Origin of the sequence: Nocardia sp. AB354 (assembly GCF_049538315.1) — a bacterium.
Taxonomy (GTDB): domain Bacteria; phylum Actinomycetota; class Actinomycetes; order Mycobacteriales; family Mycobacteriaceae; genus Nocardia; species Nocardia nova.
Map to the genome: position 1 here is coordinate 189,581 of NZ_JBMVFU010000012.1, position 11,840 is coordinate 201,420.

Consider the following 11,840-nt stretch of genomic DNA (forward strand, 5'->3'; position numbering starts at 1 on the left):
CTCAGCGGAGGCGGGAGTTCGCGCGGCCGGGCTTGACGACGGCGGCGCGCCCCGGTTCAGGCGGCGCGGGCGGCTGCTTCGGGGGCGGGCGCGGTGACCTGTTCGCGGGTGCGCATCGAGGCCCACAACGCGGCCGTCGCGACGATGCACGCGGTGGCGCCGCCGACGTGCACGACCACCAGCGCGGCGGGAACGTGTGTGAAGTACTGGACGATGCCGACGAGCGCCTGGGCGCAGACCGTGGCGATCACCACGATCAGGCGTATCCGGATCGCGCGGGTCATCCCCACCGCGGCCAGTCCGAAGCCGAGGCCGACGAGCAGCGCCAGATACGCCACGAGCAATTCGGCGTGGGCGTGCACCAGGGTGACGATCTCGATCTGCAGGCGCGCCACCGGCCGTTCGGTGCTCTTGTCTCCGGCGTGCGGTCCGGCGCCGGTGACCAGGGTGCCCGCGATGAGTGTGCCGGTCATCGCGACCGCGCTCAGTGCGGTCAGCCAGCGCAGGGGTGCCGGGACCTGCACGACGTCGACCCCGTCGTCGGGTTCGCCGACCTTGGCGAACAGCAGCGTCGCCAGCCACACCATCAGCATCGAGGCCAGCAGGTGGACCGACACCGTCCACCACAGCAATCCGCTGCGCACGGTGATTCCGCCGATCACGGCCTGCAGCACGGTGCCGCCGGGCATCAGCCAGGCATAGACGACGACCTCGCGCCGCCGCCGGGCGCGTACCACGGCGAGCACGATCAGCGCCGCGCACAGTGTCACCGCGAAGGTGAGCATGCGATTGGAGAATTCGACCGCCTGGTGGAGCGCCGGAACTTCGGCGTGGGCGGTGGGGGTGAAACTGCCGGGGAAGCACTGCGGCCAGGTCGGGCAGCCCAGGCCGGAGGAGGTGACGCGCACGATCGCGCCCGTCACGGAGATGCCCGCTTGGGACAGGATCACCGCCAACGCGAAGATGCGCTGCACCCGCAGGGAGGGCAGCGGCAGAAAGTCGACCAGTCGCACAAACGCGCGTGACAGCACGAAACGATGGTAGACGCAGCCGGATCCGCGCCCGCACCGGGGCTACTACGTTGTGTCGTTGCCGTCACACCCGGGTCGGGTCCGGTGATTCAGTCGAAGCGGAACCAGCGCGTCGCGAGCCAGCCCGTCACCGCGCCCCACACCACGAGCACCGCGATGCCGTACCAGTCCACGCTGGTGTGCAACGCCTGGTCCAGTGCCTCGGCCAGCGCTCCGGAGGGGATCAGTCGCGCGATCAGCGTCACCGCGTGCGGGAGGTTGTCGGAAGCGAAGACCAGGCTCGCCACTCCCAGCATCACGAACCACAGGATGTTGGCGAGCGCGAGCACGATCTCGGCCTTGAGGGTGCCGCCCAGCAGCAGTCCCATCGCGACGAATGCGGCGGTGCCCAGCATGATGACGAACGCGCCCAGCAGCAGGCCGCCGATCGAGGGCCGCCAGCCCAGTGCGACCCCGATCAGGCCGAGCAGAACCGATTGCAGGACCACCACGATCAGCACCGCCGCGCATTTGCCGCCGACGATGCCCCAGCGCGGTAATGCCGTGGCGCCCAAGCGTTTCAGCGCACCGTAGCGGCGGTCGAAGCCGACCGCGATGGCCTGGCCGGTGAACGCGGTGGACATGATGGCCACCATCATCACCGCCGGCACGATCCGGTCGACCTTGTGGTGTTCGCCGAGGCTCGAGCCCAGCGGCAGCAGAGTCAGCCCGATCAGCAGCGTGATCGGGATGAACATGGTGAGCAGGAGCTGTTCGCCGTTGCGCAGCAACAGGATCAGTTCCATGCGGGTCTGCGCGGTCAGCATCGCCAGGCGCGGGGCCGGCCGCGGTGCGGGGCTGAAGGTGCCGGGGGTGAAACGAGGGGCGGTCCGGGTCATCCGCGCAGCTCCCGTCCGGTCAGTTCGAGGAACACATCCTCCAGGCGGCGCTGGTCGATGCGAATGTCGGTGGGCAGCACGTCGATTCGCGCGCACCAGGCGGTCACGGTGGCCAGCACCTGCGGGGTGATGTCGCCGCACAGCAGATAGGAGCCGGGCGCGGTCTCGCTGGGCGCGAACCCTTCCGGCAGTGCGTTCTCCAGCAGCGACAGGTCGAGTTTCGGCGGCGCGCTGAAACGTAGTTGGCCTTCCGCGCCGGCGGAGGTCACCTCGGCCGGGGTGCCGGCGGCGACGATGCGGCCGTGATCGATGATCACCAGCCGGTCGGCCAGCTGTTCGGCCTCGTCCATCATGTGCGTGGTGAGCAGAATGCCGACGCCGTCGCGGCGCAGCGCATCGATCAGCTCCCACACCAGATGCCGGGCCTGCGCGTCCATTCCGGCCGTGGGCTCGTCGAGGAAGACCAGCTCGGGTCGCCCCACCAGCGCGCACGCGAGCGCGAGGCGCTGCTGCTGACCACCGGAGAGCCGCCGATACGGGGTCCGGCGAGCGTCGCGCAGGCCGAGGGTGTCGAGCAGCCATTGCGGATCGAGCGGATCGGCGGCGTAGGAGGCGACCAGATCGAGCATCTCGCCGGCCCGCGAACCCGGATAGGCCCCGCCGCCCTGCAGCATCACACCGATGCGCGGGCGCAGGCGATCCGAATCGGCGACCGGATCCAGCCCGAGCACTCGCACCGAACCGGCGTCGGGGGAGAGGAACCCCTCACACATTTCGACTGTGGTGGTCTTCCCGGCGCCGTTGGGCCCCAGCAGCGCCAGCACCTCCGCACGTCCGACCTCGAAAGCGATCCCGTCCACGGCGGTGGTGTCGCCGTAGCGTTTCACAACACCGTCGATACAGACAGCGGGTTCCGAGGCTGCGCTCACGATGAGACACCGTATGCCGGGCCCGGCTGTGACGGAGCAGACACCCCTGTCCGGTTACGCCAGGGCAGCAGGTTCCGGGTCACCGCGATGAATCCGAGCGCGACGATGACCACGGCGACCGCCGCCTCGATGATCTGGAAGACCCCGAAATCCGCGCCGCGCGGCATCAGGATCACGCTCACGACCGCGGAGAACACCACGGCGGGGACCCGGAACGCGGGAGTGGTCGCCCACGCCGCGAGCGGCATGATCGCCCACAGCAGATACCACGGCTGTACGACCGGGAACAGCAGCACTATCGCCGCGAGCGACACACCCATCGCGCCGACCGGCTGCAACCGCCCGGTCCACGTGGCGATGAGCATGCGCATGGTGATCAGCGCCGCCACGACCGCGGCGATCGGGCGGGTAATGCTCAGCAGCGCGGTGGTGTGGTCGCCCAGTCCCAGCAGCACGCCGCCGAATCCGGTGACGATGCCGACCGCCGTGGGTAGCGACATCCAGCTGCGCACGGTGCTGGCGGCATTGAGGGTGTGTGTCCAGCCGAAACCGAGCCCGGAGGTGTAACTGACGAACAACGTGGTGACCACGGTGATCGCGCCGAGGACCGCCGCGGCGGCCAGCAACGGCCGCCAGCCGCGCCCCCAGCGCCGGGCCAGGGCCATACCGACGAATCCGAGCGCGATGATCGAGGGGATCTTCACCGCCGACGACAGCGTGATCACCACCGCGCCGAAGGTCAGCAGGAGCCAGCCGCGCTGGTCGAACCCGCCCAGCCCGGATGTGTGCTCGGTGGCCAGCGCGCGCAGGCAGAACTCCACCCCGGCCAGCATCAGGCCCAGCATCAAGGCTTCGTTGTGCACGCCGCCGACCAAATGGAACAGCACCAGCGGATTGGCCGCGCCCAGCCACAGCGCGCTGACCGGCGCGACTCCGCAGCGCCGCGACAGCCGCGGCAGCGCCCAGACGATCAGAGCCACCCCGGCCAATGCCAGCAACCGATGCGCCCATACGCCGACGATGATGTTGTCGCCGGTCACATGGGCGATCCCGCGGCCCATCCAGACGAACAGCGGTCCGTACGGGGCGGGAGTGTCGCGCCAGATGTTGGGCACGTTGTAGGTCAGCACGTTATGAAGGCCCAGGCCGGTGGCCGGGCCGACGGCGTACGGATCGAGGCCGCGGGCCGCGATCTCGCCCTGCGCCAGATACGAATAGACATCGTTGGAGAACAGCGGCGGCGCCACCGACAGCGGGATGATCCACAGCAGCAGCGTGCGATCCAGCTGCGAGCGGCTGAGCCGATGGACGGGGGAGCCGCCGAAACCGCCGACCGCGAAGCGGCCGAGCAGCAGCCACGCCATCACGACGAAGACCGTGCCGATCATGCACAGCGCCAGCGACGAGGTCTGCCAGCGTGCGAAGACGCCGATCACCCGGACACCGGAGACCGGATTCTGCAGTACCGGCTGGGCGGCGACGCCCAGCGCGCTGATCGCCATGAGCACCGAGCCGGTGGCGCCGAGCAGCCGAATTCGTTTGAACTGCGCGGTTTCCCGGCTGTCCAGCCCCGGCGCGTCGGCTTCGACGGTGTGTAGTACCGCGATGGTGTGATCGGCGGGCGGGACGTCCAGGCCCAGGGCCCGGCGTCCGATCTCGATGCTCCTACGCCATGCGCCTTCCACAACCGCCACGGAGGTCAAGCGTAGCCGGGGTGGGAGCCGCGGCCGTCGCAACGTCGCGGCGCGGGCCGTGACATATTGCACCGGCGGTCGATGCCCAGGTCGGAGCCGCATCCGGCTGCGATTCAGGGCACCCTTACTAGAATGCGGGAAATAATTCCGTCACACTGATGTTGTGAAAACCGTGGGTTTGCGGGAGAACGAGGTGAATACCGAGCGTCAGCAGGGCGCCCGGCCTTCCGCTGCGCCCGCGGCCGCCGGTGAGGGGCATACTCGCGCGGCCGTCGTCCAGCTGCTGCTGGAGGAGGGGCCGATCACCGCGACGGCCATCGGGCAGCGGCTGGGTCTGAGCCCGGCCGGCGTGCGTCGTCATCTCGACGCGCTGATCGAATCCGGCGAGGCCCGGGCCATGCGCTCGGCGCCGTGGCAACAGCAGGGCCGCGGTCGTCCCGCCAAGCAGTTCCAGCTGACCGCGGCCGGTCGCGGTCGGCTCGGCCACGCCTACGACGATCTGGCGGGAGCCGCGATGCGGCAGCTGCGCGAGATCGGCGGCGAGAACGCCATCATGGATTTCGCTCGCCGTCGCGTCGGTGTGATCGTCGCCGGTATCGATCGCCTGGCTCAGCACACCCCGGCCGCCACCTCGGAGAAGGCGGAGGAGATCGCCGAGGCGTTCAGCGACGCCGGATTCGCCGCCACCACTCGCAAGGTCGGCTCCGGTGTGCAGATATGCCAGCATCACTGCCCGGTCTCGCATGTGGCCGAGGAGTTCCCGGAACTGTGCGCCGCCGAACTCGAGGCGTTTCGCGAGCTGCTCGGAACCCACGTGCAGCGGCTCGCGACCATCGCCAACGGTGATTGCGCCTGCACCACCCACGTACCCCTGTCCGTTCCCCCGACGAGCAATCCCCCGACGAGCAATGCTCAGCCCGCCACCCGCGCCGTTGCACAGCCCGCAACGGCAGCTCGAAACGACTCCGGAAGGAGTGCCGAATGACGTCGACCACCGCGGCGAGCCGTGAATCCGATGCGCCCCAGAACCAGCCCCTGACCCAAGAGGAGACCATCGCCTCGCTGGGTACCTACGGCTACGGCTGGGCGGATTCGGATATCGCCGGCGCCAGCGCCAAGCGCGGCCTGTCCGAGGACGTCGTGCGCGACATCTCGGCGAAGAAGAACGAGCCCGAGTGGATGCTCAACGCCCGCCTCAAGGCGTTGCGGATCTTCGACCGCAAGCCGATGCCGAGCTGGGGCTCCAACCTCGAGGGCATCGACTTCGACAACATCAAATACTTCGTGCGCTCGACCGAGAAGCAGGCCGAGAGCTGGGAAGATCTGCCCGAGGACATCAAGAACACCTACGACAAGCTGGGCATCCCGGAGGCGGAAAAGCAGCGCCTGGTGGCGGGTGTGGCCGCGCAGTACGAGTCGGAGGTCGTCTACCACCAGATCCGCGAGGATCTCGAGGCCCAGGGCGTGATCTTCCTCGACACCGACACCGGTCTCAAGGAGCATCCGGAGATCTTCCAGAAGTACTTCGGTTCGGTCATTCCCGCCGGCGACAACAAGTTCTCCGCGCTCAACACCGCCGTGTGGTCGGGTGGTTCCTTCATCTATGTGCCGCCGGGCGTGCACGTGGACATCCCGCTGCAGGCATACTTCCGCATCAACACCGAGAACATGGGCCAGTTCGAGCGGACGCTGATCATCGTCGACGAGGGCGCCTATGTGCACTACGTCGAGGGTTGTACCGCGCCGATCTACAAGTCCGACTCGCTGCACTCCGCGGTCGTCGAGATCATCGTGAAGAAGGGCGGCCGCTGCCGCTACACCACCATCCAGAACTGGTCGAACAACGTCTACAACCTGGTCACCAAGCGGGCCAAGGCAGAGGCGGGCGCGACCATGGAATGGATCGACGGCAACATTGGCTCCAAGGTCACCATGAAGTACCCGGCGGTCTGGATGACCGGCGAGTACGCCAAGGGTGAGGTGTTGTCGGTGGCGTTCGCGGGCGAGGGCCAGCACCAGGACACCGGCTCGAAGATGCTGCACCTGGCGCCGCACACCTCCTCGACCATCGTGTCGAAGTCGGTGGCGCGCGGTGGCGGCCGGGCGTCCTACCGTGGCCTGGTTCAGGTCAACAAGGGCGCGCACGGCTCCAAGTCGACCGTGAAATGCGATGCGCTGCTGGTGGATACGATCAGCCGCTCCGACACCTATCCCTACGTCGACATCCGCGAGGACGACGTGACGATGGGCCACGAGGCCACCGTCTCCAAGGTGTCCGAGGATCAGCTGTTCTACCTGATGAGCCGCGGCATGACCGAGGACGAGGCGATGGCGATGGTGGTGCGCGGCTTCGTCGAGCCCATCGCCAAGGAACTGCCGATGGAATACGCGTTGGAGCTGAACCGGCTCATCGAGCTGCAGATGGAAGGAGCGGTCGGCTGATGCCGGTCGAGAATGTGGCTGTCGCGGGCGAGGCCCGCATCCCGGCCGTCAACAAGGGTGAGCTGTTCGCCTCGTTCGACGTGGGCGCCTTCGAGGTGCCCTCGGCCCACGACGAGGCCTGGCGGTTCACCCCGCTGCGCCGGCTGCGTGGCCTGCACGACGGCACCGCGGTGCGCGACGGCCGAGCGGGTATCGAGGTCGCTGTGTCCGATGGCGATGCTCGCGGGGCCTCCGTGGTTACGCAGGCTGCCGCCTCCGGCCCTGACGCGAGCACCGCGGCAGTCGACGGCTCGGTGATCGACGGTGTGACGGTCGAGACTGTCGGCCGTGACGACGCCCGGCTCGGCGAGGGTGGGGTGCCCACCGATCGTGTTGCCGCCCAAGCCTATTCGGGTTTCGAACAGGCCACCGTGGTGTCGGTCGGCGCCGAGACCGAGGTCGGCCGCCCGGTCGTCGTCCGGGTCACCGGCCCCGGCGCGGACAAGACGGCCTTCGGACATCTGCAGATCCGGCTCGGCAACTTCGCGGTCGCGACGGTGGTCATCGATCAGCGCGGCAGCGGAACCTACGCGGAGAACGTGGAATTCGTGCTCGGCGACAGCGCCAAGCTGACCGTGGTCGCGGTCCAGGACTGGGACGACGACGCCGTGCACGTCACCGCCCATCACGCCAAGCTGGGTCGCGATGCCGTGCTGCGGCACACCGATGTGACCCTCGGCGGCGATCTGGTGCGGCTGACCGCGACCGTGCGCTACGACGGTCCCGGCGGCGACGCCGAACTGCTGGGCCTGTACTTCGCCGACGACGGACAGCATTTCGAGCAGCGCCTGCTGGTCGACCACGCGCAGCCGCACTGCAAGTCGAATGTGCTGTACAAGGGTGCGCTGCAGGGCGATCCGAGCTCGGCCAAGCCCGACGCGCACACCGTCTGGGTCGGCGACGTGCTGATCCGCGCGGAGGCCGAGGGCACCGACACCTACGAGGCGAACCGCAATCTGGTCCTCACCGACGGCGCCCGTGCCGATTCGGTGCCGAATCTCGAGATCGAGACCGGTGAGATCCTCGGCGCCGGCCACGCCTCGGCGACCGGCCGATTCGACGACGAGCAACTGTTCTATCTGCGTGCTCGCGGTATTCCGGAGGAGGCCGCCCGCCGTCTGGTGGTGCGTGGTTTCTTCCACGAGATCATCCAGAAGATCGCGGTCGTCGAGATCCGGGAGCGGCTGGAGTCGGCCATCGAGGCCGAACTCGCCGCCATCGGTGCCTAGCACCGACGCGTCCCGGCAGCCCGAAACCTCCACCAGCCCAGAAGGAATGCAATGACCACCCTCGAAATCAAGGACCTGCACGCCGAAGTCGCCAATCCCGACGAGAACGGCGAGCCCATCAAGATCCTCAAGGGCGTGAACCTCACCGTGAAGTCGGGCGAGACCCACGCCATCATGGGCCCGAACGGCTCCGGCAAGTCCACCCTGTCCTACGCCATCGCCGGGCACCCGAAGTACACCGTGACCCAGGGTTCGATCACCCTCGACGGCGAGGACGTGCTGGCCATGTCCGTCGACGAGCGCGCCCGCGCCGGCCTGTTCCTGGCCATGCAGTACCCGGTCGAGGTGCCGGGTGTGTCCATGTCGAACTTCCTGCGCACCGCCGCGACCGCCGTGCGCGGCGAGGCCCCGAAGCTGCGCCACTGGGTCAAGGAAGTCAAGGAGTCGATGGGCGAGCTGGAGATCGACGCCGCCTTCGCCGACCGCAGCGTCAACGAGGGCTTCTCCGGCGGTGAGAAGAAGCGCCACGAAATCCTGCAGCTGGGCCTGCTCAAGCCGAAGATCGCCATCCTCGACGAGACCGACTCCGGTCTGGACGTCGACGCGCTGCGCATCGTCTCCGAGGGCGTCAACCGCTACAAGGAGCGCGAGAACGGCGGCGTCCTGCTGATCACCCACTACACCCGGATCCTGCGCTACATCCAGCCGCAGTTCGTGCACGTGTTCGTGGGCGGCCGCATCGTGGCCGAGGGCGGCTCCGAGCTGGCCGACGAACTCGACGCCAACGGCTACGTCCGCTTCACCCAGACCGCGACCGCGGGAGCCTGATATGACCGCTGTGACACGCACACTCGACGTCGCCAGGATCAGGGCCGATTTCCCGATCCTGAACCGGACGGTGCGTGACGGAAAACCGTTGGTGTACCTGGATTCCGGGGCCACCTCGCAGCGACCGCTGGCCGTCCTGGACGCCGAACGCGAATTCCTCACCCACACCAACGCCGCCGTGCACCGCGGCGCGCATCAGCTCGCCGAGGAGGCGACCGACGCCTACGAGGGCGCCCGGGCCGATATCGCGCGCTTCGTGGGCGTGGAGGCGAACGAGATCGTCTTCACCAAGAACGCCACCGAGTCGCTGAACCTGGTGACGTATTCGTTCTCCGACGACCGCTTCCCGTACCACGTGGGACCGGGCGACGAGATCGTGATCACCGAGCTGGAGCATCACGCGAATCTCGTTCCGTGGCAGGAACTCGCGCGTCGCACCGGCGCCACCCTGAAGTGGTACGGCATCACCGACGACGGGCGCATCGATCTGGATTCGCTGGAATTGTCGCCCGCGACCAAGGTCGTCGCGTTCACCCATCAGTCGAATGTGACCGGTGCGGTCGCCGACGTGCCCGAGATGGTGCGTCGCGCCAAGGCGGTCGGCGCCCTGGTGGTGCTCGATGCCTGCCAGTCGGTCCCGCACATGCCGGTGAACTTCCGTGAGCTCGGCATCGATTTCGCCGCGTTCTCCGGGCACAAGATGCTGGGTCCGTCCGGTGTCGGCGTGCTCTACGGCCGCTACGCCCTGCTCGAGGAGACCCCGCCGTTCATCACCGGCGGATCCATGATCGAGACGGTCACCATGGAAGCCACCACCTACGCGGCGCCGCCGCAGCGGTTCGAGGCCGGCGTGCCGATGACCTCGCAGGTGGTCGGATTGGGCGCGGCCGTGCGGTATCTCGAGGCGATCGGGATGGATGCCGTTGCCGCGCACGAACATACGCTGGTCGGCGCCGCCCTGGAGGGACTCGGCGCGATCGACGGCGTGCACATCGTGGGACCGACCGAGAACGTGGATCGCGGTGGCGCGGTGTCGTTCGTGGTCGACGGAATCCACCCGCACGACGTGGGCCAGATCCTGGACGACGAGGGCGTGGCCATCCGCGTCGGGCACCATTGCGCCTGGCCGCTGATGCGCCGGCTCGGCGTACCCGCCACCGCCCGGGCCTCCTTCGCGGTCTACAACACCCTCGACGAGGTGGAGGCGCTGGTGGCCGCGGTCCGTAAGGCACAGAAATTCTTCGGTGTGGCCGACCGTTGAATCCGGTGAGCGCGAGCGACCAGTGAACGGGGCGTGAGATTTCGCAATGCGTATGGAACAGATGTACCAGGAAGTGATCCTGGACCACTACAAGCATCCGCACCACCGCGGGCTGCGGGAGCCGTTCGGTGCCGAGGTGCATCACGTCAACCCGACCTGCGGTGACGAGGTGACCCTGCGGGTGCACATCGACGACAACGGTGACGTCGCCGATGTGTCCTACGACGGGCAGGGCTGCTCGATCAGCCAGGCCGCCACCTCGATCCTCACCGATCAGGTCATCGGCCAGCCCGTGCAGCAGGCGCTGAAGGTGGTCGACTCCTACAGCGAGATGATCTCGAGCCGCGGCACGGTCGAGGGCGACGAGGACATGATCGGCGACGGCATCGCGCTGGCCGGTGTGTCGAAATATCCGGCCCGGGTGAAATGTGCCCTGCTGGGCTGGATGGCGTTCAAGGACGCCGTGGTGCGGATAACCTCGGCCGAAGAGACCAAGCGGACCATGGGCAACGGGTCCGCCGGAAATGGGGAACGTCATGACTGAGACGCCGGCAACCGACCAGACGGACACCGAGGCCGAACTGTCCCAGGAGCAGATCGCGCTGCTCGAGGATATGGAAGAGGCGATGCGTGACGTCGTCGACCCCGAACTCGGCATCAACGTGGTCGATCTGGGACTGGTCTACGGGATGCGGGTCGAGGAGGACGTAGCCGTCCTCGACATGACCCTCACCTCCGCGGCCTGCCCGCTCACCGACGTCATCGAGGACCAGTCGCGAAACGCGCTGGTACGCAGCGGTTTGGTGGAGGATCTGAAGATCAACTGGGTCTGGATGCCGCCGTGGGGTCCGGACAAGATCACCGACGACGGCCGCGAGCAGCTGCGCGCACTGGGCTTCACGGTCTGATTCTCGTCACCGGGTAGGGGTCGAAGTGGACATCCGGGTCCGCCGTGGAGCAGGATCGCCTGCGTCCAGTACGCAGACTCGAACGGGGTGGATTCACGGATGTCCCATATGTTTACGCGCGTCCGCTCGGCGGCCGTCGCGGTAATGGCCGGTGCGGGTTTCGCGGTGGCCGGTGCCGCCGGTTCGGCTCAGGCCGACGGTGACCTGCACGGTGCGATCGCCTACTCCGACAGCAGCGGAGTGGTCGCCGCGGCCACCAATTTCGCCGACGCGCCCAGCGCGGATGCCGCGGCTCGGGCGCACTGCGGCCGCGGTGACTGCCGCGTCATCTTGGATTTCAGCAACGGCTGCGGTGCTGTCGCCCAGGGAGCGGATGGCCGGATCGCGGTCGGCTGGGGTCCGACCCAGGTGGAGGCGGAGAAGCAGGCGAGGGATTTCCTGGGGCCGAGCGCCCCGCCGTTCCCCGACCTGGGGAGCGCGATCCCGCGCCCGGCGAACATCGCCTTGAGCAGTTGCACCGCGAACGCGCACTGAACGTTTCACACCCGCGGCGGCCGACCTGGTTCCAGGTCGGCCGCCGTGGTTTTCCCCGGGAAGGCCT

General features: G+C 68.1%; 12 protein-coding genes. 8 read left to right on the plus strand and 4 right to left on the minus strand.

Features of this window, described 5'->3' with window-relative positions; genetic code table 11:
• Positions 1–56 precede the first annotated feature (56 nt).
• From ACPCUW_RS19505 to mptB, 4 genes are all read right to left on the minus strand, one after another.
• Positions 57–1,031, minus strand: coding sequence for a COX15/CtaA family protein (locus ACPCUW_RS19505; RefSeq protein WP_423426292.1), 975 nt, complete (start codon positions 1,029–1,031; stop codon positions 57–59).
• Between the two features lie 89 nt (positions 1,032–1,120).
• Complete coding sequence (locus ACPCUW_RS19510) at positions 1,121–1,909, minus strand: ABC transporter permease (RefSeq protein WP_063013293.1); 789 nt, start codon at positions 1,907–1,909, stop codon at positions 1,121–1,123.
• Positions 1,906–2,838, minus strand: a complete 933-nt coding sequence (locus tag ACPCUW_RS19515) for an ABC transporter ATP-binding protein (protein WP_423426294.1) — start codon at positions 2,836–2,838, stop codon at positions 1,906–1,908. The genes ACPCUW_RS19510 and ACPCUW_RS19515 overlap by 4 nt, the downstream gene beginning before the upstream one ends.
• Positions 2,835–4,532: a polyprenol phosphomannose-dependent alpha 1,6 mannosyltransferase MptB gene (gene mptB, locus ACPCUW_RS19520; RefSeq protein WP_063013336.1), complete on the minus strand. Its 1,698-nt coding sequence runs from the start codon at positions 4,530–4,532 to the stop codon at positions 2,835–2,837. The genes ACPCUW_RS19515 and mptB overlap by 4 nt, the downstream gene beginning before the upstream one ends.
• A gap of 172 nt (positions 4,533–4,704) precedes the next feature.
• Between mptB and ACPCUW_RS19525 the strand changes: the two genes are divergently transcribed.
• From ACPCUW_RS19525 to ACPCUW_RS19560, 8 genes are all read left to right on the plus strand, one after another.
• Complete coding sequence (locus ACPCUW_RS19525; protein ID WP_423426327.1) at positions 4,705–5,517, plus strand: helix-turn-helix transcriptional regulator; 813 nt, start codon at positions 4,705–4,707, stop codon at positions 5,515–5,517.
• Positions 5,514–6,974 carry a Fe-S cluster assembly protein SufB gene (gene sufB, locus ACPCUW_RS19530; RefSeq protein ID WP_423426296.1) on the plus strand — a complete coding sequence of 487 codons (1,461 nt, stop codon included), beginning with the start codon at positions 5,514–5,516 and terminating at the stop codon, positions 6,972–6,974. Before ACPCUW_RS19525 ends, sufB begins: the two co-directional genes overlap by 4 nt.
• Positions 6,974–8,242 carry a Fe-S cluster assembly protein SufD gene (gene sufD, locus ACPCUW_RS19535; RefSeq protein ID WP_305780885.1) on the plus strand — a complete coding sequence of 423 codons (1,269 nt, stop codon included), beginning with the start codon at positions 6,974–6,976 and terminating at the stop codon, positions 8,240–8,242. The genes sufB and sufD overlap by 1 nt, the downstream gene beginning before the upstream one ends.
• Before the next feature lie 51 nt (positions 8,243–8,293).
• Positions 8,294–9,070 (plus strand): Fe-S cluster assembly ATPase SufC, encoded by a 777-nt coding sequence (sufC, locus tag ACPCUW_RS19540; RefSeq protein WP_036502483.1) that lies wholly within the window; start codon positions 8,294–8,296, stop codon positions 9,068–9,070.
• A 1-nt stretch (position 9,071) separates the two neighbouring features.
• Positions 9,072–10,331: a cysteine desulfurase gene (locus ACPCUW_RS19545; protein WP_063013286.1), complete on the plus strand. Its 1,260-nt coding sequence runs from the start codon at positions 9,072–9,074 to the stop codon at positions 10,329–10,331.
• Between the two features lie 46 nt (positions 10,332–10,377).
• Positions 10,378–10,875, plus strand: a complete 498-nt coding sequence (gene sufU / locus ACPCUW_RS19550) for a Fe-S cluster assembly sulfur transfer protein SufU (RefSeq protein WP_064902642.1) — start codon at positions 10,378–10,380, stop codon at positions 10,873–10,875.
• The gene (locus ACPCUW_RS19555; protein WP_423426299.1) at positions 10,868–11,239 is read left to right on the plus strand and encodes a metal-sulfur cluster assembly factor; all 372 of its coding nucleotides are present in this window, start codon (positions 10,868–10,870) and stop codon (positions 11,237–11,239) included. Before sufU ends, ACPCUW_RS19555 begins: the two co-directional genes overlap by 8 nt.
• Positions 11,240–11,347: 108 nt before the next feature.
• Positions 11,348–11,773: a DUF4189 domain-containing protein gene (locus ACPCUW_RS19560; protein WP_063013279.1), complete on the plus strand. Its 426-nt coding sequence runs from the start codon at positions 11,348–11,350 to the stop codon at positions 11,771–11,773.
• Positions 11,774–11,840: the final 67 nt, after the last annotated feature.